A 22343-nucleotide genomic window follows, 5' to 3' on the forward strand; every position below is an offset into this window, starting at 1 on the left:
CCAGCGTTCATCCTGAGCCAGGATCAAACTCTCATGTTATAGTCTTTGACTTAACGAGGCTGTTCCGAGTTTAGTCGAAACATACAGCTTTTTACTTAGCGAGGTTTCCCGCGAGCTTAGCCAAAAGCTGTTTCCTCTGTTTGAACCAGGTTCAAAACTTAGCTTGGCTAATTTTTAAACCGTTTTACTGTTCTTTAGGTTTTGTTCTGAATGTTCTCTCGAACCTCAAGGCTTAACCAAAAGCCTGTTGTTCTTAGAATTTTCAGGGTTTTACATACTGTTCAGTTTTCAAGGTTCGTTGTTGTTTGTTCTCAACAGCAACTCGTTTATCTTATCACAACTCGTTGTGTTTGTCAACAACTTTTTTATTTTCTTTTTGGAAGCCTTCCAAAACCCTTTCGGATTTCCTTCGAACTTCCGTGCCGCTCTCAGCGACGCGTTATATATTATCACAGGTTCTTATCCCCGTCAAGCTTATTTTTCAATTTTTTCCATTTTTTTCTTTCCCTGTGATTCCTTCTATATTTACTGCCTGGTTTCATCTCTGTTTATGTCAGAAACGGATTCATCTTTATATCTTTTAACACTTTTGTTACAGTAATATTTTAAACTTTTTTGTCATTTTATGTAGGAATATTTCATACTGTAAACGAAGCATTTCGCAAAATCTGTATCTTCTGTGCTTGGACTTCATTATAAAGCACAGTAATCCCGGGTAAAAGATGCAGTTTCTATCCTTACTTTTAGTTAATCTGCTAATTAAAGAGGGTATGTTTAGAAATGTCTATAAAGGAGGGAACTTTATGCTTGAAATTAATCTGAACATGTATCATGCAGTAGCTCTGGCAGCTGTGCTTTATTGGCTCGGCTCCGTCCTCTGCAATAAAGTAGCTTTCTTTAACCGCTACTGTATCCCCGCCCCACTAGTTGGCGGCGTCTGCTTTGCAGCTATAAATACTATTTTATATGCTTCAAATGTAGCTTTCATTTCTTTTGATGATACACTTCAGACTGTGTTTATGAATATTTTCTTTACAACAGTCGGATTTACAGTAAGTCTTCCCCAGCTCAAAAAAGGCGGAAAAGCCGTGGTTTTGTGCTTGATACTGGCAATTATTGTCACCTTTGCCCAGAACCTTCTTGGTGTCGGCATCGTTGGCGCACTTGGCGCTGATCCTCGTCTTGGTCTGTGTGCAGGTTCTATCGCCCTCATCGGAGGTCCCGGTACCGCAGCAGCTTATGGCCAGGTAATGGATGATATGGGAATTGTGGGAGCTTCTGTTGCAGGTCTTGCCTGTGCTACTTTCGGACTTGTATCCGGTTCCATTATGGGCGGCCCGACTGCTTCCAGAAGAATCAAGAAGCACAATCTGGTATGCTCTTCCAGAACAGATGCTTCCGGAAATTCCGGCGAAGGCGAGGACGAGTTCTTCACTTCCAGCAGCCCGCGTTTTGTTAAAGGATTCATGCTCTTAATGCTGGCGCTTGGTATCGGAAGCTTTGTAGGTGCCGTTCTGACTGACGTTACCGGAATTACTTTCCCAAGCTATATCGGCGCTATGCTGGTAGCTGCTGTTGTCCGCAATATCGTTGATGCAACAAACAACGAGTTCCCAGGAGAAGAAATCGAGGTTGTCGGAAACATGTCCTTAAGCCTCTTCCTGGCTATGGCTCTTGCCGGACTTCAGCTGTGGCTCCTTGTGGATCTGGCAGTGCCGTTAATTGCAGCACTGACTGCACAGGTAATCCTGATGCTCATCTTCGCTTACTTCGTTGTATTCAATGTAATGGGCAAGGATTACGACGCAGCCGTTATGAGCGCAGGCTTCATCGGATTCGCAATGGGCGCAACCTCCAACGCAATGGCAAACATGCAGGCTGTTACAAAGCAGCACGGCCCGTCACCTGTCGCTTACTTTGCCATCCCAATGGTAGGAAGCCTCTTTATTGACTTCATCAACGCGCTTGTTATTACAGGAATGCTTGATTTCCTCTCCTAACAGGCAGAAGGTAAATACATAGCTTTCCTATGAATATCGGTTAATCCCCTCCGAATGAGGCTGTTTTAACGCAGCCTAGTTCTGAGGGGATTTTTAAATGGGCCTGCGTATCTTTTGCTTTCTTATCCGCCATATCTTAAGCCCCCCAAATATAAAAGTCCGTTGTATACGTCACAAAGTTATAGTACAATGTCCGCAGAGCGGGCATTATACCTGCGCATGCCATTTTCAGCATTCACTGCTGAAAACCGGGCGCTAAATTCCGCCGGAGGCTGCCATATCCGGAGGATATGGTACATTCCTTATAATTACAAAATGACAAGCAGAAATTTAAGAGGGAAAACTTTATTATGATAGGATTAAAAAAAGGAACAGTAAAATTAGTACCCCATCAAAAAGAATGGAATGAAAATGCTGAAAGTATAATCAAATTATTAAAGCAGCTCTTGGGAGATACCGCTCTTGATATTCAGCATATTGGAAGTACATCCATTTTTTCGATTCACGCAAAGCCGATTATTGATATTGCTGTTGCTGTTCACGACTTGAAAGATATGATGCCGTATGTTGAAGTGCTTAGACAGCACAATATTCTTTTCATGAAGAAGCTGTTGCAGGACAAGTATTTTTCGTGATAGAAGATGGTGATATACGAACACATCATATTCACATCGTCAGACGGAATGGAACCGCTTGGGACAACTATATCAATTTCCGAGACTATCTAAATGCAAATCTTAAAAAGGCGATGATGTATGACGATTTCAAGCAGAAACTGGCAATGCAGTTTTCAGACGATCGAAAGAGCTATACAGCAGGCAAGCAAGAAATTATAGCCCGGCTGTTGTCGGAAGCAAGTATCTGGAGAGCGAAAGAAATTGCCACAAACCACAGTTTATCGGGCAGTTGATACTAAACAGCCCCATAAATACAGAAAAGCCTGTGTAAGCCGCCTTAATCCTGTCCCTGTGTTGCCATCACAGCTACGCATGCAGTTAGGCTGCAAACACTTCAGAGCGGCGTTAGACAATGTATACAATTCCCTGACTGAGGGTGGAAGCTATAAGCGCATGGACACAGGTTTTTGAAACTGTCCGCAAAAATACAGAACATGAAAACAGCGGAGACTGCATAAAACAGTACTCCGCCATTTAAAAAGAAAGAGCGCGAGACGGGATTCGAACCCGCGACCCTCGCCTTGGCAAGGCGATACTCCACCACTGAGCCACTCGCGCATAATTACTTTTATTTATTTAAACCTTTTAACCGTGTCAGTTTTGCTGACGAAGTGTATTATAGCACAGCAAAAAAATAATTGCAAGTGTTTTTTTCACTTTTTTGCTGTTTTTTTAAGACACTGGAGACGGTTTTTCTTTTCCCACAGCTCCCTCCGTCTAAAGCAGGCCCGAAAACATATATTCTGAAGCAAAAAACAGAGAGCTCTAATCTTTAAAACTCTCTGCCTCAATAAAAGAGCGGGTGATGGGAATCGAACCCACGTATCCAGCTTGGAAGGCTGGTGTTCTACCATTGAACTACACCCGCATATTTAATTAACTGCCCAGAACCGGAATCGAACCAGTGACACGAGGATTTTCAGTCCTCTGCTCTACCAACTGAGCTATCTGGGCATCGTGCGGAATTACTTGTGTTCCGTAACGACATGGGTTATTTTACCGGATATTTTTTGAATTGTCAAGTCTTTTCTACAAATTTTTTTATTCTGCTAAAAACACAGCTGCGTATAGTTAAAACCATTATTCGCCATTCCTATATATACAAAAAAGCATCTTAAAAGCCGCTGCCGCGAACTTCTAAAATGCTTTCTTGCCGACTCTGTATTTCCCGTATCTTTTTCTATTCCTCCAGCAGATCGGAAAGCCTTGCAAACTGCTCCAGCGTCAGCGCCTCGCCTCTTACAGACGCAGGAACGCCGAGCTGTTCGATGGCCGCGACGATTTTTTCCTTTCCAATCGGAATCTCCGGAGAATTATTGAGGCCGTTTAACAGCGTTTTTCTCCTCTGGTTAAAGGACGCCCGAATCAGCTTAAACATCAGATCACGGTTCTTCACCTCTACAGGCGGTTTTTTGTGTCTGGCCAGCCGGATCACCGCCGAACCCACATTGGGCCTTGGGATAAAGCAGTTCGGGGGCACATTTGCCACAATATACGGTTCTGCATAATACTGAACCGCCAAGGACAGCGCCCCGTAATCTTTGGAGCCAGGCCCCACCTGCATCCGGTCGGCCACCTCCTTCTGCACCATAACGGTGATATTGTCAATGGGGACACCGCTCTCAAATAACCCCATGATAATCGGCGTTGTGATATAGTAGGGCAGATTTGCCACAACCTTAATGGGCCTTCCCCCGTTATACTCCTCTGCCAGTTTTTTTATGTCAACTTTCAAAATATCCTGGTTGATTACTGTCACATTGTCATAGCCAGCCAGAGTTTCCGAGAGGATCGGAATCAGGTTTGTGTCAATCTCCACAGCCACCACCTGCTTTGCGCTCTCAGCCAGATACTGGGTCATCGTTCCGATACCAGGGCCGATTTCCAGCACCATGTCCTCCCTGGTCACTCCGGCAGCTCCAATAATCTTGTCCAGCACATGCATATCAATCAGGAAATTCTGTCCGAATTTTTTTTGAAAGGCAAAGCCATATTTCTGAATGATCTGTATGGTTTTCTGCGGATTCCCCAGCTTCTCCTCCGGCCGGGTTATCCTGCTGCCTTCCGCCTTCTCACTGTCTGCTTTACAGTTCTGTGCTTCTCTGTTTTCCATCTGTCACTCCATCCGTTTTTACTTTCTTAGTCTGTAATGTTCCTGCGCTTACGCTGTATTCTCCCATGCCGCTCCATTTTCCCGTATCTGCTCTGCATTCCGGTCTGCGCCTTCGCTTTTATGGTCAGCTTCCCTATGAATCTCTGCCGTCAGGGCTTCATCTGACCGCTTTGACGTCCATCCGGTAAAGCCTTCTGGCATTTTGTTCTGTAATCTCGATTACCTGCTCCGGCAGGATTCCCTTGATTTCAGCCAGGGCATTTACCACATAGGGAAGATTGGCCGAGGTATTCCTGGTTCCCCGGTGAGGAGTAGGGGCCATGTAGGGGCAGTCTGTCTCCAGAACAATCTGCTCTATGGGAGCGTAGGCGGCAACCTCCTTGAGCTTTTTGGCATTTTTAAAAGTCAGCACACCGCCGATGCCCAGGAAAAATCCCATATTGAGGTATTCCCTGGCTATCTCCGTTCCATAGGAAAAACAGTGAATGACGCCGCCGATCTCCCCGGCCCGGGCTTCCTTCATCATATCAAGCGTATCCTTTGCGGCATCCCTGCTGTGGATGATCACCGACAGCTGCATTTGCCTGGCCAGCTCAAGCTGGCGCAAAAACCATTTCTTCTGGATCTCATGCTCCGGCTCTTCCCAGTAATAATCAAGCCCTATCTCTCCCACCGCCAGTATTTTAGGGTTCTTAAGAATTTCGCAGAGTCTTTGAAACTTTTCCTCGTCAAGCTCTGCCGTTTCGCTCGGGTGGACACCCGCCGATCCATATACAAACGGGTACTGCTCCGTCAGGGCAAGCGTACTCTCTGAGCTTGCCATACTGGCGCCCACATTGAGAACCGTCCCCACTCCGGCTTCCTTAAGACCCATAAGGACCCTGTCTCTGTCCTCGTCAAATGCCTCATCATCATAATGTGCATGTGTGTCGAATATCAATACTCTTTCCTCTTTTCAATTTTTCTCTTTCCGAAGGCTTCCTCTCTGCAGAGAGTAACCTTCCCTGTCCTTAAGGCCTGCACAGGCTTGCGCAGATGGCTGAACCCAGCTGAAAGTTTATTTTCCTGCAGGCCCTCCAGCTTCGGAAATAACCAGACGAAGCAGATGACGTCTCTCAAACTTCAGGGAAGCGTACTTGGAGATCCTGCTCATGCAGATACTGTCACAGGCTCCGCCTATCACTCCCACAATAGCAATTCCCTGCAAAAATTTCAAGTACAAAAGTTCTCCTGAAAGCGCACGGGCAGCCTCCCTGACAGCATCTGAAGAAACACTCCTCTTTGCTTCACCTGCAGCGGCCGCTCCGGCTTTTCCTGTCTTTTCTCTTATCCTCCAGTCCTTGACCGCCATCTCGTACAGCCTTCTGTTCAGAGCAGCATCTCTCTGCTGAAAATCCTCTCCCTGATAAAGAGAAAGGGCAATCATTTCAAGCAGAAGCTCCTTCTCCTCCGGATTCTCATAATCAATGCCATAATGAAGGCAGAGCTTATAAAGGTTTCTGAACAGAGCTGCCAGAAACAGCGGTATGTCGGGAATTCCGATTCCCAGCAATCCAAGTCCTGCCCCCTCCACACCCGCAGCCACTGTGGAAGCCGTTCTCTGCCTTCTGGCAATCCTGGAGTTTTCCCGGATGTGCTTTCTTGTAGGCATCAGTCCTGTTTTGTAATCTCTTGCCCTGTATTCCAGTTCCAGTTTCTCCCTGGAATATGTTTTTTCGATCAGCCCTGTGCCCCCGGCTAATACTGCCCGGAAGGCTTTTTCAAATGCGGCTTCCAGCTTTGCGGAAAGACCTTGGGGAACCAGGCCGGACAGACGCTTCTCCCAGAATGATTCTCTCTGACAGCCATACCGCTCCAAAGCCTTTTTCTCGCGCTTTATAAAAGCCTCCCACTCCTTCTGGACAGGCGTCCCCCTTCTGAAAATCATTGAACCTCCTCCTGATTCTCCTTCTGCTCTGATTCCAGGGCAGGCCCATATGCAGCCGTCGGATCTTGTGTTTCCCTGGGAGGCTCCGCGGCCGGTCCTCTCGGCTCGTTTATCCTGTCATCAATCGCCGGCCCCGTTTCCGGTCCTCCGTACATCCACTGTACCCCTCCTGCCATGCAGAGCGATACTGCGGTCATAATTACTGCTCTCTGCCATAATTTCATAGGCCCCCTCCTTCCGGTATCATCCTTTGCACTTCTCTTGGGTTTGCGCAGGTATAATGACTGTTTTACAGTCATTATACCATACTATCCCTTCTTTTTGAAGAAAAGGGGAATGCAGCCGCCTGCGGCACATTCCCCTTATTCTTTCACGGCGTTCTCTGTCTGCAGAGTCAATCGCCCTTCTGTTTTATCTGCGCTCCCGCCTTTCTTTTTCTAGCTCAGGCAGGTTCCTGCTTCTAGCCGATCTCAGCGCCTGCCGGCACATCCTTCTCCGGCTGCATCAGGACCACATTGCCCTCTGCATCCTCTGCGCAGAGAATCATTCCCTCAGAGAGCATTCCGGCTAATTTAGCAGGCTTTAAGTTGGTGACAACCATAACCTTCTTTCCCACCATCTCCTCCGGAGTGTACCATGCCTTGATTCCGCTCAGAATCTGGCGTACCTGGCTTCCGATTCTCACCTGGGAGCAGAGGAGCTTCTTGGATTTCGGAACTGCCTCGCAGGAGATGATCTCTCCTACCTGGAACTGGAGCTTTGCGAAGTCATCATAGGTAATCTCAGGCTTGGCCTCCACGTCAATCACCTGGGCAGCCTCCTCAGCCTTTCCCTCGCTCTCTGCCCCTTTCTGGGCTTCCTCAGCGCTCTTCATGGCCTCTACCTTTTCAAGCACTTCCTTTATATCCATACGTGCAAACAGAATCTCAGGCTTCTCTGTTACCTTATTTCCTGACGGATAAAGGCCGAACTCATTCATGCTCTCAAGACTTCTCTTCTGTGTATTTAACTGGCTGAGAATCTTCTCAGAAGTTTCCGGCATGAAGGATGCAAGCAGAGATGCTCCGATTGTAATGGCCTCTGTCAGGTTGTAGAGAACCTCGGACAGACGGGCCTTCTTCTCCTCATCCTTTGCGAGGGCCCACGGAGTTGTCTCATCGATATATTTGTTGCTTCTCCTGAAGATACCGAAGATGTCTGTGATAGCATCGGCTACGCGCAGCCTGTCCATCTTCTCGTCTGCCTTCTTCACCGCCTCTAACACAACAGCCTTTAAGTCAGCATCCACATCCTCTGTGACGCCTGTTTTCTCCACCACGCCGCCGAAATATTTATTGGTCATGGAGATAGTTCTGTTTACCAGGTTGCCCAGGATATTGGCCAGATCGGAATTCATGCGCTCTACCATCAGCTCCCAGGTAATGACACCGTCATTGTCAAAGGGCATCTCGTGAAGTACGAAATAGCGCACAGCGTCCACTCCGAAGAAATCTACCAGGGTGTCTGCATAGAGCACATTTCCTTTGGATTTGCTCATCTTGCCGTCTCCCTGCAGAAGCCACGGATGGCCGAATACCTGCTTTGGAAGGGGCAGATCCAGGGCCATCAGGAAAATCGGCCAGTATATGGTATGGAACCGGATAATATCCTTCCCGATCAGGTGAAGGTCTGCCGGCCAGTATTTATCAAACAGTTCTCCGTTCTCCCCTCCGCAGTTATAGCCAAGACCTGTGATATAGTTTGTCAGGGCGTCCAGCCATACATAGGTCACATGCTTTGGATCAAAGGAGACAGGAATTCCCCAGGTAAAGGAGGTTCTGGACACACACAGATCCTGAAGGCCCGGCAGCAGGAAGTTATTCATCATCTCATTCTTCCTGGAGACAGGCTGGATAAATTCCGGATGCTCATTAATATAGTCAATCAGTCTCTGGGCGTACTTGCTCATACGGAAGAAATAAGCCTCCTCTTTGGCAGGCTGCACCGGGCGGCCGCAGTCCGGGCACTTGCCGTCAACCAGCTGAGACTCTGTAAAGAAGGACTCGCAGGGCGTGCAGTACATTCCCTCATAATATCCCTTGTAGATATCTCCCTGATCGTAGAGCTTTTTGAAAATTTTCTGTACCTGCTCCTCATGGTCAGCATCTGTGGTGCGGATGAACTTGTCGTAGGAAGTATTCATCAGATCCCAGATGGTCTTGATCTCTCCTGCCACCTGATCTACAAATTCCTTCGGGGTAACGCCGGCCTCCGCTGCCTTTAACTCAATCTTCTGTCCGTGCTCGTCTGTTCCTGTCTGGAACCGCACGTCATAGCCCTGCTCCCTCTTATATCTTGCAATACTGTCTGCCAGCACAATCTCATAGGTATTTCCAATATGCGGCTTACCAGATGTGTAGGCAATAGCCGTCGTAATATAGTACGGCTTCTTACAATTCTGACACATGTTCTTTTCCTCCTTGGATTATGAAAATAAAAACGCCTTTAACCTCACCCGCGCATGGATCATGCCCTGAATGAAATTAAAGACGAGTTCTCTCCCGTGATACCACTTTAATTCACAGTCCGCCTCACAGCGGTCTGCCTCTGGGGCTGCGGGGAACGGCACTTTCTCCCTTCCCTACAGTCTGACGCTGTAACGGGCATCTCCCGTCGCTGCCTTTCCGGCCTGTGCTCTGAAAAGCTGTGCAGCTGAAATATGTCTGCACAGTCAGATACAGGCCGGTTCGCCAGCAAGGCTCCGGGGCCATCTTCAGCGGTTTTGGGGCCATCCTCTCCCACCACACGGACTCTCTGTGGGCCCTGTCCCTCGCCTACTCTTCCCTTCGCTGCCTTTGACTCTTCGATTATATTCTGATTTAGTAAGTATAGGTTAAGTCTAGCGGGTTGGGCTGTGTTTGTCAAGGAGAGATTGGAAAAGTGTCAGTCCTGCAAATCTGAAAACTGTGCGCCGGTTAACCCAAAAGTTCCGGCAGGAAGGTAACGGTCTGAGGAATGTATGTAATGATCAGAAGTACGATCAGAAGTACTCCCAGCATGGGAAGCAGATCCCGCATCTGTTCCTTCAGACTGACCTTCGCGATGGAACCTGAGACAAAGAGGCAGACGCCCAGAGGCGGCGTACACATACCGATTGTCAGATTCACAGCCATTACAAGTCCAAAATGGATCAGGTCAATTCCCATAGCCTGCACCAGAGGAAGGAACAGCGGTGTAAAGATAACAAGCGCGCTTGTCGTGTCAATAAAGGTTCCTGCAATCAGAAGAATAATGTTGATAATCAGCAGCAGAAGTACACGGCTGTGGATGGAATCTGATAACAGAGCGCTTACTGTCTGTGGAACCTGAGCCACCGTAATCACCCATGTAAACAGGCTTGCACAGGCCACAACCACCAGAACCTGTCCCGTGGATTTTGCGCAGTCCACAAGCAGAGCAAACATGTTTTTCAACTTCAGCTCCCTGTAAACAAGGCCTCCAATCACAATCGCATAGGCGCAGGCGATTGCCCCGGACTCTGTGGCCGTAAAAATACCGGACAGAATCCCTCCGATAATGATAATCGGCATAATCAGGGCGAGAAGTGCATCTTTTCCCGTTCTCAGAATCTCCTCACGGCTGGCCTTCTTCTCTCTTCCCACATAATGACGTTTTTTGCCCACGATGTAACTGTAAATCATCAGTCCTACACCCATGATAATTCCTGGAATAAATCCGCCTATAAACAGCTTTCCCACGCTTACATTCGCCATGGTACCATAAAGCAGAAGGGGAATACTTGGCGGGATAATAGGGCCGATAGAACCTCCGCAGGCAATCAGCGGCGCCGAAAAGGTATCCTCATAGTTTTTCTCTCTCATAATCGGAATCATGATTCCTCCGATAGCGGCCGTAGCAGCAATAGCTGAACCAGTTATCGCCGCAAAGAACATACATGCCAGAATGCTCACCAGGGCAAGACCGCTGGGAAAATGTCCTATCAGCGCGTCTGCAAAGCTGACAATCCTATTTGAGATTCCGCCCTGCACCATCAGGCCTCCTGCCAGAATAAACAGGGGGATAGCGATAAGTGCAGTGCTGTCAGCTCCCGTAAACAGCCTCTGAATCACCACGATCATCGGAGTCGCTCCCTGAACCATTCCAACTATTGATACAAGTCCCAGCGAAAAGCAGATGGGAATTCCAACCAAAAACAGTACAAACAGTAATAAAATATAAATCATACCTGGCCCTCCCCGTTATCTCGGATCTGTCTTATGAGAATTTTAACCATGTAGTATAGCATTGCCGCTCCCGCGCTGGGGATGCTTGCATAGTAGACTGACATGGGAAGCGGCAGATAGGATGTGGTCTGCGTCCATCCAAAGATGCAGAACTGGATCCCGAAATAGATAAGGAAGATGAAAAATCCGCACAAAATTAAATTTATCACTATCTCTGTCCACCGGCGCACACCTGCAGGCAGGGCGGTGAGAATTACATCCACATTCAAATGCTCTTTCTCCCTCACGCACCAGGCTGCTCCCCAGAATACCAGATAGGTAAAAGCCAGACGAAGGATATCTGTGCTCCAGGGCAGAGGCGATTTCAGCACAAAACGGCACAGAACCTGCAGAAATGTAATCACAAATACCAGCAGTGCACTCACTCCCATAATCCCTCTGGCAAGTCCGTCTATCAATTTATCAATCATTTTCACTTCCCCCCATTTCTTCATGCTCTGCCTCATACTCTGCCACAGCCGCCCTCACGCCTTCCGTAAGCTCCGGCGAAACCAGGGCCGTCACAGCCGGATCCTGGTAAAGGGTCTCCGTGACATTTCTGAAGGATTCCAGATCCGGTTCGCGGCAAACCTTTACCCCCTTCGACTCGATGGATTTCAGCATCTCCTCCTCCATATCTGTCACCATCTGTCTCTGGGTATCTCTGGCATAGGCTGACGCCTCATCGATCCAGGCCCTCTCCTCCTCTGTCAGGCGGTTGTAGAAATCCATATTCATAATCATGCTCTCCGGTGCATAGGTGTGACCGTCCAGGCACATGTATTTCTGAACCTCGTCAAAGGCAGAAGAAGAAATCGAGGCGATCGGGTTTTCCTGTCCGTCCACCGTCCCCTGCTGCAGGGCCGTATAGAGCTCATTAAAGGAAATCGGAGTTGCGATAAAATCCAGATAATCTGCAAGGGCAAACCAGATAGGCGACTCCTGCACCCGGATGGACAGGCCCTTCATGTCCTCCGCCTTCGTCACCTCCCTTACATTGTTGGTGAAATGGCGAAATCCAAGCTCACAGAAGGCAAGGTGTTTAAAGCCCTGCTCCTCAAATTCCGGCCTCAGTGCCTCCTGAAGATACCCGTCCAGCACATAGTAGGCCTCCTCCTTGTCTGCAAAAAGATAGGGAATTGCAAGGACCTGAGTTTCCGGCACAAAGCTGGGAAGGGCACCGTCAGTGGTGACAACTGCCATCTCTATGGAGCCAATCTTGACTCCCTCTGCCATCTCCCTCTCTCCGCCAAGCTGTGCATTTGGGTATACGGTAATTTCAAATCTGTCCCCTGCAATCTCCTCCAGCTTCTCCTTAAACACGGATGCCGCTATGGTTGACTGATGTGACTCATTTCCTACTGTGGCGATCTTCAGCTTAATTCTCTCCCCGGAGCCATCTGCACTGCTGCATCCTGAGAGCAGCACTGCCGCTGCCGCCGCCAGAAAAAAAGCTGCTACCCTTCCTTTTCTCATTATCTCTCCTCCTCACTGATGGCCTCTGCATTGTAATCTGCAGACAGCTTTCTCCCCAGAATCTCATCCTCCATCTCGTATCTGAAATTGCTGCCAAAGCGAAAACCATTTTTCACCGGAACTGTTCCTGAAAAAATCACACAGTTATCTACAGCTCCCACCCTCTCATTCAGCTCCTTTAAAATAGTTTCTACCGGGAGAATATCTCTGAGCGTTCCTTCCTGATATAAGATCTCCTCTCCCCCTACAGTCTGCCAGGAACGCAGTCGGATTTCATCCCAGTGATCCTTTATCTCCTCATAGTCCCACAGACTGGCGCAGATAGGTTTTGCGCAGATCTGCTTTGCTTTTGGGACGTTTACAGCCTCCAGTTCACGGTCTGTGTGGTCGCTTCCAACTCCGATGTATATTTTCCCATGGCAAAGTACAATCACATACTCTACCTCGCCGCAAGTCTTGTCCCCCACAAAAGCCAACTCCCGCTCCTGAGTAAGAACGTAATTGCCGCACTGAAAAATGGTGGGAATTTTTTTCGGGGCCGGTACTCCCAGCTCTCTCTCCAGCTCCCTGATATGCTCCATGGTCTTTTCCATATCTCTTCCTGCATAACCGATGGCAAACACTCTCTTATACTCTAAATCCAGAACGGTTTCTCCCGTCCTGCCCAATACAGTAAATCTCATCTGGCTCATTTTGATTTTCCCCTCTCTGCTGTTTATATCTTTTACACCGGCGGATGGATCCGCCTTCTCTTTAAAGCCGGTATGCCTCCGGCCTTCTGTCGTGATAGACATTGATGGAGGAACGAACTCTGTCCACCTCCGAAAGCTCCAGATCGGCTACCAGGATCTGTTCCTTTTCACCTCCCAGAATAAGGCATTCGCCCATGGGGCCGTAGACTGCTGAATGGCCTGCGCACCTTACCTCCCCGGCCGTTCCCACAGAATTCGTGCAGCACACATAACTCTGGCTTTCAATGGCCCTGGCACGGTTAAGGGTATCCCAGTGAAGCCGTCTGGCTTCCGGCCACTGAGCCACCACAAACTGAACCTTTGAACCGGCCAGCATCTCAGACCGGATTAGCTCCGGGAACCGGATGTCGTAGCAGACCGCCAGGCTGCAGGGAATTCCATCCAGCTCAAAATTGCAGGGGCGATCCCCGCAGCGAAAAAATTCATGCTCCCCGGATGGACTGAACAGGTGCACCTTATCGTACTGGGCCGTCAGCTCTCCCTTTCTGTCAAACACGCAGGCTGTATTATAAATCCCTCCGTCCGGTTTTCTGTTGGCCACAGTCCCGGCGATAATATTGACTGCGTGCTGACGGGCCAGCATAGAAAAATTCTCCCTGACACGGCTGCAGTCCCTGTCTGACAGCTCTTCCAGATTTTTTCTGGGAAAGAAGCCCACATTCCACGTTTCCGGCAGCGTAATTACGTCCGGCCTGGCCGCACAGGCCTCCTCTGTCAGCCTGACCGCTTTTTCAAAATTTTCGTCCGGCCGTCCAAGCTCCATGTCCATCTGAATCATTGCAACTCTCATATTGGCTCTCCTTTATTTCTTTCGGCTCTCTTAAGAGCACTGGATTTTTATTCAGCTTTACAGAGAACTCCGGAACCTGAAGGTTTATGCTCCGTTTGTTCTCTCTGTTCATCCCTTCGCCTCGCGGCAGCGGGTTGATATATGGTATATGGTATTTGGTATACCATATTTGGTATTATAGTAATCTTGTCCTTTCCTGTCAATTTACAGATTCTACAAAAAGCATCAAAAAAATTTATTGAATATTCCCAATTCTTATGTTCAGATTGAATCAGATTCTCTGTAACATCAAGAAGGCTGAGCAAACCATCTGCGGTTCCTCAGCCAGTGCACTATCTTCTTCTGCCTGTTACGGGGCAATTTTAATATGCCGCCGGATATTTTTTTCAGTCTGTTCCATATGCATTTTCATAGCCTGGACAGCGGCCTGCGGATCATGTTTTTCCGCTGCATCCAGAATTGCCTGATGCTCTTCTATAGTTGTCAGACGGCGCTCCTCTGTTCCCATCACTGCCTGTGTTCCCAGAAAGCGAAACACATCGTAGTAATTGCTGGCCAGCTTCATCAGCTCTCTGTTAAGGCTCATCTCATAGATACAGGAATGGAACTCTCTGTCATGCCTGATAAATTCATCTACATTATAATTGAGAAGATCTTCTCTCTGGTTTTCCTGAATCTGACGAAGCCTCCTCAGTCCTTCGTCCGTCATATTTCGCACTGCATCCTCAACGGCCGACAGCTCCAATGCATACCGTATTCTGATTAATTCCCACATATAATGGGGATCAAACTCCCGGACAACCGCTCCCTTATAGGTTTCCATCTGAAGCCATCCATCCCTGGCCAGCATCTGCAGGCCCTCCCGGATAGGTGTACGGCTGATTCCCATTTCCTCTGAAAGCTTTCTCTCATTCATAACACTTCCAGGCGGATACTGTCCTGTAAGAATCCCCTTTTTAAGCTCATTATATACCTGATATTTATATGACAACTGTTTCTGTACCATAAAGCTGCCGCTCCTCTCCCCTGAATTACAGTTTCCGGCGCAGACAAATTACGCTGCAGACAGAACTAACCGGAATAAAACGGAAACTGTACCTGTTTTCGTAACGTAACACACAGTTCCAGAACTTGTCAAGCGTTATTTGTTTCTCCTGTTTTTCAAAGCTTTTTCCCTGTTTTATATTCAATTTTCGATACGGCCGGCTCTTTTCCGGAACCTGCAGCACCTCCGAAATATTTTCTTCCCCTTTTAATGTTCCTTTAATTTTTCCCCTGTATGATAAAGCCATAAACAGCAAAGGAAGCAGACAGAATATCAGAATAAAGGCAGTCGGCTGTGACAAATGGCTGGCCGCCGGCCCTAACTTTTAATAAAACACATTATCAAATATCAGGAGGTCTTATATGAAAAAATATACAGCAATCGCAGCATCCGCTCTCGTTTTAGGAAGTGTTCTCGTTCCATCCACCCTCACAGCCCTGGCAGCACAGGTAGATGAGACTCAGGCCAGAGAGATTGCCCTTTCCCATGCCGGAGTTTCCCAGGATCAGGTGGCCTTTATTCAGTCCAAATTAGACAGTGAACAGGGACGTCAGGTCTATGAAGTAGAATTCTACACAAAGGATTACAGAGAATTTGATTACGACATCGAGGTTTCCTCAGGAACTGTCTTAAGCTTTGACTATGACTCTGAATACTACGATGCAAAAGCCGCCCAGAACGAAAACCGCTACCTGAACGGTTCCCTTGCCGCCCAGACAAACCCGGGACAGGTGAGTGTTGAGGATGCCAAGAAAAAGGCTCTGGAGCACGCCGGCATCGCGGCCGATCAGGCAACCTTTGTCAAAGCGGAGACCGACTACGACGACGGACGCCAGGTCTATGAGCTGGAATTTTACACAAACGATTCCAGAGAGTTCGACTATGAGATCGATACAGAAAACGGCAGCATCATCAGCTATGACTTTGAGGCTGAATACTGGCAGAAGCCTGCGCAGGCATCCGGCTCTCAGAATAGTTCTGCCATCACAGAAGACCGCGCCAAGGAGATCGCCGCTTCTTTGGCAGGCTTAAATGTCTCCGACGTAACCTTCCGCAAAATCAAGCAGGATATGGACGACGGCCGTCTCTGCTATGAGGGAGAATTCATCCACGGCACAACCGAGTATGAGTTCGAGATCGATGCCAGCACAGGAAAAGTAACGGATTGGGACAGGGAAAGTATCTATGATTAATCCCCAGATTCCATGTTAAAATAAACCCAGTTAGCCTGAACCCGGGCCGGCGGAGTGTGTGATGCACAGTCCGCCGGCTTTTTGCGCCTGCTGCACATCTGTCTCGTAAACTTCCCTGTTTCCCTCCTGTCTTTGTCCTGTCCTGTTCTCCAGGAATCATCTTTCCCGCAATCCCTGTGTGTTTCTTGTGTGTTCCCTGTGTATTCATCAGTTGTAATTGGCAATAATATAAATTATAATGTAACAATAATGGAGGTATGAACATGAAAGCCAAACGACGATACTGCTGTTTTCTGCTTGTTTTTATTCTGTCCTTTCTGCTCACCGCCTGTTCCCGTCCGCCTGGCCAGGAAAACGGAGCAGCCGTTCAGACTGAATCTGCCGAGACAGCACATACCCAGGGCAGTGACTTAGCTTCCTCTGAAAACGGAATTTCCGGGGACAGTTCTGTGCCGTCCGCCGATCAGACCTCGGTTCAGGCGGCCTTTGATACTTTTACCGATGAGATTTTCAGGGAAGAGCTTGAGGGCTCCGGCATTACGCTTCACTATCTTTTAAGAGACCCGGAGGCGCTGGGCATCTCGGAAGAAAATCCCGAGCTGGGAAAATGCTCCCTGGAAGAACTGAAACAGGTGTCTGCTGACATCCGTGAGCTGTCTGACAGACTGCATGAATTTGACCCGGCCCTTCTCACTGCAGACCAGCTTTTCACCTACCGCGTTCTCGACGATTACCTGGAGACGGAGAAAATGGCTGACGGGCTGGAGCTTTATAGCCGCCCTCTCTCCACCACCATCGGAACCCAGGCCCAGCTTCCCATTCTGTTTGCGGAGTATGCCTTTTATGACAGGAAGGATGTGGAGAATTATCTGACGCTCCTCTCACAGATTGACTCCTATTACAAAGAGATTGCGGAATTTGAACACGCGCGGGCAGACGCCGGTCTGGCCCCCTGTGACTTGGTTCTCGATCAGATTATCCAGTCCTGTAAGGATTATATGATCCGTCCGGAAAACAGCTTCCTGTGCGAAACCTTTGACAGCAAGCTGGACGATATCGAGGGCCTGTCAGCGGAGGAAAAGGCAGAGTACAGAGAACGCCACCTGACTGTCATGAAGGAGCATTTTATCCCGGCCTATCAGATGCTCTCCCAGGAGCTTGAATCCCTCAAAGGACGCGGTTCCAACGAAAACGGCCTGTGCGGCTACCCGGACGGGAAACGCTACTACGAGTACCTGGTAGCCTCTTCCACGGGAACAGAGTACACAGTGCCTGAGCTTAAGGAGCAGGTTCAGATACATATGAGCAGTGATCTGGCAGAGATTACCCTGCTTCTTGAAAACTACCCGGAGCTCTCCGTGACTTCCGCAAACTATTCCTTCTCCCAGACAGAGCCGACTGCAATTCTCGACGACCTGAGAAAGCAGTCTGAAAAAGATTTTCCTCCTCTGTCCGGCGCAGACTACACTGTCAAACAGGTTCCCAAGGCCCTTGAATCCTCCTTAAGCCCTGCTTTTTATCTGACGGCGCCCCTGGATTACTGGGAGCACAATGTCATCTATATTAACGGAGGCTCAGATCAGACATCTGCTGACTCTCTGTACACCACGCTGGCCCATGAAGGCTATCCAGGCCACCTGTACCAGACCGTATACGCCAACCAGAATATCAGGGAGCCTCTGCTTCACCTTCTGTCCTGCGGCGGTTACTCTGAAGGGTGGGGAACCTATGCGGAAATTTACTCCTATTCCTTCGACAACGGACTGGCCCCTGGCCTTGGCGATCTCCTGGCCCACAACCAGGCAGCGACTCTCGGCCTCTACGCTCTCTTAGACATCAATATCAATTATGAGGGCTGGACGAAGGAGCGAACCGGCAAGTTTCTGGAGGACCTGTACGGCATCACCGATCCGGCTGTTGTCCAGGAAATCTATTATGCTGTTGCGGACAACCCGGCCAACTATCTGCAGTATTACACCGGATATATGGAAATTACCCAGATGCGGGAAACGGCTGAGGAGACGCTGGGCAGCAAATACGATCCCGTACAGTTTCACAAGTTTATCCTCGACATGGGAGGCGCGCCGTTTCGGGTAATCAAACCATACTTTAAAACCTGGCTTCTGACCTTCGGCGCCTGAGAATCTGCCGCTTATTTATCATACAGGGCATTCTGAGCGCTTCCTTTATGGTAAAAGAGCCGGCAGCCTCCGGTCTGAATCTCCATGTTCAGCCGGAAGGCTGCCGGCCTTCCTTTTCTCTTAATTTTTTTCCTGAACTTTTGTCTCTGTCTTCTTTCCTCTAAAGCCTCCGCTTCTCTGTCCGCCCGCATACTCCGTCAATCCTTCTGCAGCGCTTCGGAGCTCTCTGCTTCCAAACTGTTAAAAATCCCCGGGCTGTCTTCCTGATCCTGACCGCCGTCTTCCTTCTTATAAATCTTTCCTATGACATAGGACGAGATACTCACGGTCAAAAGGGAGCAGGCGATTTTTCCCAGTGGAATATAGGAGAGGGAAAGCATAAGAACCACGAAATCTGTGATGAAATAGCATCGCTCCAGCTTTGCCTTTGTAACTCTGTTTAAAATAAGGGCCAGAGCGTCGTCGCCTCCGGAAGCTCCCCCTGAGCGCACCACAAGCCCTACACCGACTCCGACAAACAGACCGCCCAGTACGGCCGCAAATATCGGGTGGGGGCTGAGATCGGGGAGCATATACCCCATCTTCTCATGCAGTGAGTAGAAAAAGGCATAGCTGATTGAGGATACAATGGCATTCTTTAAAAAAGCCCCTCCCAGAATCTTCCATCCCAGCAGGTAGCACATGAAATCCACGACCGGACCGATAACACTCGGTGAAATTCCAAACCAGTGCTGAATCAAAAGCTGCAGGCCCAGAGCGCCCCCCTCGGTAATATCCGCCTGACTGTGAATATTGTAGAGGCCGAAAGAGAGAATTGCCGTTCCGAGCAGCAGGCCGCCGTACCGGATAACCGCCTTTTTCGCCTCTGCTCTTTGCAGCATTTTCATAATAATAACTCCTTTATTTAAACTTCTTTGTTTTCTTGACTATTAATAGTATAAAGTATATAGTAAGTATAATGTCAATAGGCGAGATAATTTTTGCCGGAATGATAACTGCCCACCTGTGGGAAGGCATAGAACGGCAAATTTCAGGAGGGAAATTGTATGCAGCACCGTTTTACTGCAGGAGAGCTGGCAAAGCTGTCAGGCCTTTCCAGGCAGGCTATTTTATTTTACGATAAGAAAGGAATCTTGAAACCCGATTATGTGAATCCAGAAAACGGCTACCGCTATTACACAGCAGATCAGCTGGATCTTCTGGACAATATTGCAATGCTCAAAGAGATAGGACTTTCCTTAGAGGAAATCCGTGAATTTATGGAACAGCGCACCAGGGACTACGCCCTGTCATTGATGCAGGAGCAGCTCATAAGCATCCGCCAGAAAATCCGCCGTCTCCAGACCATTGAAAAGCAGCTTGCCTGGAAGGTCAAAACGCTCCGCGATTTCTCTTCCAAGTCAGGCTCTGTCACCCTGGTCCATCACGACAAGACAGAATTTCTGGCAGGAGAGGCGGTGCGTTTTCCCAAGAGAAGGAAGGGGACGGATGAGGAGGATTTAATGGCTCAGAACATTGCCATCAAACAGCTGATGACAAAGGCGAAGAAAGAACATTATCCCTATTTTTATCAGCAGGGCGCCATTATCCCCCTTGAAGAAATCCGGGCAGGCCACTGTCTGAGAGCTTCCCATATGTTTCTTCCCCTTGAGAAAAATTACTCGGGAGCCTTCTGCATTGCCAAGCCTCCGGGCCTGTACGCCCACTACTATTTTACAGGCAGGTATACAGACAGCGCAGGGGCCTACCGTTTCCTGCTTCCAGAGCTTTCGCGCATGGGGCTCACCCCCATATCCAGCGCCTATGAATACTGTATCCTAGACAGCCTGACCACCTCGGACAGCGAGGATTATGTCACCCTGATACAGTTTCTGGTAAAGCCCTGCAGGACTCTCCCATAACTTTCCCGTAAGACAACAGGGGAACAATCGGAACTAGTTCCGGAGAAGAGAACCAAAGAGGCCAAGAAAAACATTACATTTATTATTAAAAAGAAGCAGCATGGAAATGTGGGAAAATCCCCGCATTAATCATCAGAGTTCTGCACCCTCTCCCATCCCCCAAGGGAAGCCACCCCCCTATCGCCGTTAACCCGCCACCTCAATTTTTAAAGCAAAATTGAGGCAGGAATAGGACGGACACAAAAGCAGTCCGTCGCCTTAATATTTTACAGGCAAAGCCTGTAAAATCAACTCAGAAATATAATAAAGACACAAAAATAGTATAAATTTAAGGATGCGTATTATGTAGAAACATAAAAAACGGAGATTACTTTATCTACATTAATTTATTAATATTTAGAATAAAACACGATAAAAAATTATCCCTCAGTTAGTATAAAGATAAAGTTCCATCCATCTTTTTTATTGTGTTGAAAATAGAATGTTTCTTAAATTATCGTTTAAAACAAAAATAAATCTATAATTTGTGTGAAGTCTATTTTATAATGTACGCCTCTGATTGATTCTAACATGTATAGGATAATTCAGAACATTTCTCGAAAATAGTCAATACAATTTTGATTTTAAAAGAAAAAAATGTATATATAAACATATATAAAAAATATATTAAAATAAAATCAAAAAATAATATAAAAAAGATTGACAAAGTATAATATATAATTGTATAATCTGTATAAAAAAGAAAAAGGGAGTCCAATGGGGAGATTTGGGAAAATGATTTTGAACATTTGGAATGATAATTTTTGTGTTTGTTCATAGACTTTTAAAGGAGGAGATTTATGAGTTTGAAAAATTATAGGCTCTTTAATGTAAAACGTATTGTTGCGTTAATGTTAGTAATAGTCTTTTCTTTTCAGTCAATGGTTATTAATACATATGCAGCTGTTCCTATTTCCAATGGAAAAGGGGCTATCTTATTGAATGATGATTTAGATAATATAGTTTATTTATATGAGAGTGATGGAGAAACATACAAAGCAGTAGAATCTATCAGTGACGATTTCTCGCAAGTATCAACCAAAATATATAAAGAGGTTAACGGAGAATATGAATTAGAAGAATCATTTGTAACCTACATAACGAATTTAGGAGAGGGACGTTATGAAGTAAAAAAAGTAAGTCCTAGTGGAATTACAAGAGATATTGTTGAGTTGGCTCCAACGGCAGAGGAAGCGTATATTAGTGGTATCATGACAAGAGGTGCATGGGAGTATGTTGACACTAATACGGGTTCTACCCATTTTGAAGTTTTTACAGCTGGTGCAGTTACTGCGTTATTGCTTAATGTAGTGACAGCAGGAATGGGAACAGCTGCTTCTGCTATAGTATCGGGGCTTGTAGGGCTGATTGTATCAGAAGAGATTCCCATTTTATATTATGAAAGAACAGTTCATTATTATAGAGAAGATGATGGGATGGTTACTCAGGTAAAAGTTGTAACAGATTTTTATTATGATTCTGATCGTACTGCATATTGTGATACTACAACAGTAATATATGAAGGAAAGTTTCCATGGTAAATATTGGAAGAAAGGACTTTGAATTTGAAAAGAATTATAATAAAGTTATTTTCGGTTTTAATGATATATGGTGGTATATATATTATTTGGAAATATTTGTTACAAAGAAATGTAAATGATAGCTTTTTATTAGGATTTTTAATAGTTACCATATGTATTGTATACTATCGTGAAAAAGAGCTAAATAACAAAGAAAATAATTGTAAAAGATAATTACTCTCCGTTTTGGCAGGTTTAGCTGTTTACTACATTTGCAAATGATTGGACAGAGATAAATAGGCGGTAGTCCAACTTAGGACATAAGCCACCCTGCCACAACAGGGTAGTGTAAAAAAGTTTGTGTCTTTGGAAGAAAATGACTCCTTTTTGGTAAGAATTACGATATGAAAATTCTTATCGAAAAGGAGTATTTTTATGCCGGTAGCTAAGATTGTGTCAATAGTTTTTCGCAAAATTAAAATCTTGCCGTTTGGCAGCCGGTAGTCA

The 22343-nt window shown here is 47.1% G+C and carries 18 protein-coding genes, 3 tRNA genes and 1 pseudogene; 7 read left to right on the forward strand and 15 right to left on the reverse strand.

The genetic code is table 11. The features are described from left to right. The first annotated feature begins 803 nt into the window (after positions 1-803). Positions 804-2000 (forward strand): sodium/glutamate symporter, encoded by a 1197-nt coding sequence (gltS, locus tag DW757_RS15935; protein WP_015572886.1) that lies wholly within the window; start codon positions 804-806, stop codon positions 1998-2000. 350 nt (positions 2001-2350) lie between these two features. Beyond that, a pseudogene (locus DW757_RS15940) lies at positions 2351-2910 on the forward strand (GrpB family protein). Positions 2911-3163: 253 nt separating this feature from the next. On the opposite strand, the gene DW757_RS15945 reads toward DW757_RS15940, so the two are convergent. The 14 genes from DW757_RS15945 to DW757_RS16015 all read right to left on the reverse strand — a co-directional run bounded on the left by DW757_RS15945 (position 3164) and on the right by DW757_RS16015 (position 15003). Continuing rightward, a tRNA-Gly gene (locus DW757_RS15945) sits at positions 3164-3235 on the reverse strand. A gap of 239 nt (positions 3236-3474) precedes the next feature. Beyond that, a tRNA-Gly gene (locus DW757_RS15950) sits at positions 3475-3545 on the reverse strand. 13 nt (positions 3546-3558) lie between these two features. Next, positions 3559-3631: transfer RNA gene (locus tag DW757_RS15955), tRNA-Phe, on the reverse strand. A gap of 226 nt (positions 3632-3857) precedes the next feature. Further along, positions 3858-4790 carry a 16S rRNA (adenine(1518)-N(6)/adenine(1519)-N(6))-dimethyltransferase RsmA gene (gene rsmA / locus DW757_RS15960; RefSeq protein ID WP_118752210.1) on the reverse strand — a complete coding sequence of 311 codons (933 nt, stop codon included), beginning with the start codon at positions 4788-4790 and terminating at the stop codon, positions 3858-3860. 157 nt (positions 4791-4947) lie between these two features. Further along, complete coding sequence (locus tag DW757_RS15965) at positions 4948-5730, reverse strand: TatD family hydrolase (protein ID WP_118752211.1); 783 nt, start codon at positions 5728-5730, stop codon at positions 4948-4950. A gap of 117 nt (positions 5731-5847) precedes the next feature. Beyond that, positions 5848-6717, reverse strand: coding sequence for an EcsC family protein (locus DW757_RS15970; protein ID WP_015544646.1), 870 nt, complete (start codon positions 6715-6717; stop codon positions 5848-5850). Then, complete coding sequence (locus DW757_RS15975; RefSeq protein ID WP_015544645.1) at positions 6714-6941, reverse strand: hypothetical protein; 228 nt, start codon at positions 6939-6941, stop codon at positions 6714-6716. Before DW757_RS15975 ends, DW757_RS15970 begins: the two co-directional genes overlap by 4 nt. A gap of 236 nt (positions 6942-7177) precedes the next feature. Beyond that, the gene (metG, locus tag DW757_RS15980) at positions 7178-9163 is read right to left on the reverse strand and encodes a methionine--tRNA ligase (protein WP_118752212.1); all 1986 of its coding nucleotides are present in this window, start codon (positions 9161-9163) and stop codon (positions 7178-7180) included. A gap of 508 nt (positions 9164-9671) precedes the next feature. Further along, positions 9672-10940, reverse strand: a complete 1269-nt coding sequence (locus DW757_RS15990; RefSeq protein ID WP_008397778.1) for a TRAP transporter large permease — start codon at positions 10938-10940, stop codon at positions 9672-9674. After that, positions 10937-11410, reverse strand: coding sequence for a TRAP transporter small permease (locus DW757_RS15995; protein WP_118752220.1), 474 nt, complete (start codon positions 11408-11410; stop codon positions 10937-10939). The genes DW757_RS15990 and DW757_RS15995 overlap by 4 nt, the downstream gene beginning before the upstream one ends. Next, positions 11403-12455, reverse strand: coding sequence for a TRAP transporter substrate-binding protein DctP (gene dctP, locus DW757_RS16000; protein ID WP_015572881.1), 1053 nt, complete (start codon positions 12453-12455; stop codon positions 11403-11405). Before dctP ends, DW757_RS15995 begins: the two co-directional genes overlap by 8 nt. After that, positions 12455-13147 (reverse strand): DUF2848 family protein, encoded by a 693-nt coding sequence (locus DW757_RS16005; RefSeq protein WP_243033740.1) that lies wholly within the window; start codon positions 13145-13147, stop codon positions 12455-12457. Before DW757_RS16005 ends, dctP begins: the two co-directional genes overlap by 1 nt. A gap of 61 nt (positions 13148-13208) precedes the next feature. Beyond that, the gene (locus DW757_RS16010; RefSeq protein WP_008397774.1) at positions 13209-13997 is read right to left on the reverse strand and encodes a carbon-nitrogen family hydrolase; all 789 of its coding nucleotides are present in this window, start codon (positions 13995-13997) and stop codon (positions 13209-13211) included. 349 nt (positions 13998-14346) lie between these two features. After that, positions 14347-15003 (reverse strand): GntR family transcriptional regulator, encoded by a 657-nt coding sequence (locus DW757_RS16015; RefSeq protein ID WP_008397773.1) that lies wholly within the window; start codon positions 15001-15003, stop codon positions 14347-14349. A 401-nt stretch (positions 15004-15404) separates the two neighbouring features. On the opposite strand from DW757_RS16015, the gene DW757_RS16025 reads away from it, so the two are divergent. Together DW757_RS16025 and DW757_RS16030 are read left to right on the forward strand one after the other, a co-directional pair. Then, positions 15405-16235, forward strand: coding sequence for a PepSY domain-containing protein (locus DW757_RS16025; RefSeq protein ID WP_118752215.1), 831 nt, complete (start codon positions 15405-15407; stop codon positions 16233-16235). 263 nt (positions 16236-16498) lie between these two features. Then, a complete protein-coding gene (locus tag DW757_RS16030; RefSeq protein ID WP_118752216.1) occupies positions 16499-18376 on the forward strand; it encodes a DUF885 domain-containing protein in 1878 nt (625 codons plus the stop codon). Positions 18377-18573: 197 nt separating this feature from the next. On the opposite strand, the gene DW757_RS16040 is transcribed toward DW757_RS16030, so the two are convergent. Continuing rightward, positions 18574-19263: a YitT family protein gene (locus DW757_RS16040; protein WP_118752218.1), complete on the reverse strand. Its 690-nt coding sequence runs from the start codon at positions 19261-19263 to the stop codon at positions 18574-18576. A gap of 159 nt (positions 19264-19422) precedes the next feature. Between DW757_RS16040 and DW757_RS16045 the strand changes: the two genes are divergently transcribed. The 3 genes from DW757_RS16045 to DW757_RS17955 all read left to right on the forward strand — a co-directional run bounded on the left by DW757_RS16045 (position 19423) and on the right by DW757_RS17955 (position 21976). Beyond that, positions 19423-20277, forward strand: a complete 855-nt coding sequence (locus tag DW757_RS16045; protein ID WP_015572877.1) for a MerR family transcriptional regulator — start codon at positions 19423-19425, stop codon at positions 20275-20277. A gap of 839 nt (positions 20278-21116) precedes the next feature. Beyond that, complete coding sequence (locus DW757_RS16055) at positions 21117-21857, forward strand: hypothetical protein (RefSeq protein ID WP_008397762.1); 741 nt, start codon at positions 21117-21119, stop codon at positions 21855-21857. Beyond that, positions 21851-21976, forward strand: a complete 126-nt coding sequence (locus tag DW757_RS17955; RefSeq protein ID WP_008397761.1) for a hypothetical protein — start codon at positions 21851-21853, stop codon at positions 21974-21976. Before DW757_RS16055 ends, DW757_RS17955 begins: the two co-directional genes overlap by 7 nt. The last annotated feature ends 367 nt before the right edge of the window (positions 21977-22343 follow it).

The organism is Clostridium sp. AM29-11AC (assembly GCF_003480545.1).
GTDB lineage: Bacteria > Bacillota > Clostridia > Lachnospirales > Lachnospiraceae > Otoolea > Otoolea saccharolyticum_A.

What these genes read in the sequence shown, in the direction of transcription:
- metG (WP_118752212.1), bottom strand. Translation starts at nt 9,163, where the DNA reads ATGTGTCAGAATTGTAAGAAGCCGTACTATATTACGACGGCTATTGCC.
- rsmA (WP_118752210.1), bottom strand. Translation starts at nt 4,790, where the DNA reads ATGGAAAACAGAGAAGCACAGAACTGTAAAGCAGACAGTGAGAAGGCG.
- DW757_RS16055 (WP_008397762.1), top strand. Translation starts at nt 21,117, where the DNA reads ATGAGTTTGAAAAATTATAGGCTCTTTAATGTAAAACGTATTGTTGCG.
- gltS (WP_015572886.1), top strand. Translation starts at nt 804, where the DNA reads ATGCTTGAAATTAATCTGAACATGTATCATGCAGTAGCTCTGGCAGCT.
- DW757_RS15970 (WP_015544646.1), bottom strand. Translation starts at nt 6,717, where the DNA reads ATGATTTTCAGAAGGGGGACGCCTGTCCAGAAGGAGTGGGAGGCTTTT.
- DW757_RS15995 (WP_118752220.1), bottom strand. Translation starts at nt 11,410, where the DNA reads ATGATTGATAAATTGATAGACGGACTTGCCAGAGGGATTATGGGAGTG.
- DW757_RS16040 (WP_118752218.1), bottom strand. Translation starts at nt 19,263, where the DNA reads ATGAAAATGCTGCAAAGAGCAGAGGCGAAAAAGGCGGTTATCCGGTAC.
- DW757_RS16045 (WP_015572877.1), top strand. Translation starts at nt 19,423, where the DNA reads ATGCAGCACCGTTTTACTGCAGGAGAGCTGGCAAAGCTGTCAGGCCTT.
- DW757_RS16005 (WP_243033740.1), bottom strand. Translation starts at nt 13,147, where the DNA reads ATGAGCCAGATGAGATTTACTGTATTGGGCAGGACGGGAGAAACCGTT.
- DW757_RS16010 (WP_008397774.1), bottom strand. Translation starts at nt 13,997, where the DNA reads ATGAGAGTTGCAATGATTCAGATGGACATGGAGCTTGGACGGCCGGAC.
- DW757_RS16030 (WP_118752216.1), top strand. Translation starts at nt 16,499, where the DNA reads ATGAAAGCCAAACGACGATACTGCTGTTTTCTGCTTGTTTTTATTCTG.
- DW757_RS15990 (WP_008397778.1), bottom strand. Translation starts at nt 10,940, where the DNA reads ATGATTTATATTTTATTACTGTTTGTACTGTTTTTGGTTGGAATTCCC.
- DW757_RS15975 (WP_015544645.1), bottom strand. Translation starts at nt 6,941, where the DNA reads ATGAAATTATGGCAGAGAGCAGTAATTATGACCGCAGTATCGCTCTGC.
- DW757_RS17955 (WP_008397761.1), top strand. Translation starts at nt 21,851, where the DNA reads ATGGTAAATATTGGAAGAAAGGACTTTGAATTTGAAAAGAATTATAAT.
- DW757_RS16025 (WP_118752215.1), top strand. Translation starts at nt 15,405, where the DNA reads ATGAAAAAATATACAGCAATCGCAGCATCCGCTCTCGTTTTAGGAAGT.
- dctP (WP_015572881.1), bottom strand. Translation starts at nt 12,455, where the DNA reads ATGAGAAAAGGAAGGGTAGCAGCTTTTTTTCTGGCGGCGGCAGCGGCA.
- DW757_RS16015 (WP_008397773.1), bottom strand. Translation starts at nt 15,003, where the DNA reads ATGGTACAGAAACAGTTGTCATATAAATATCAGGTATATAATGAGCTT.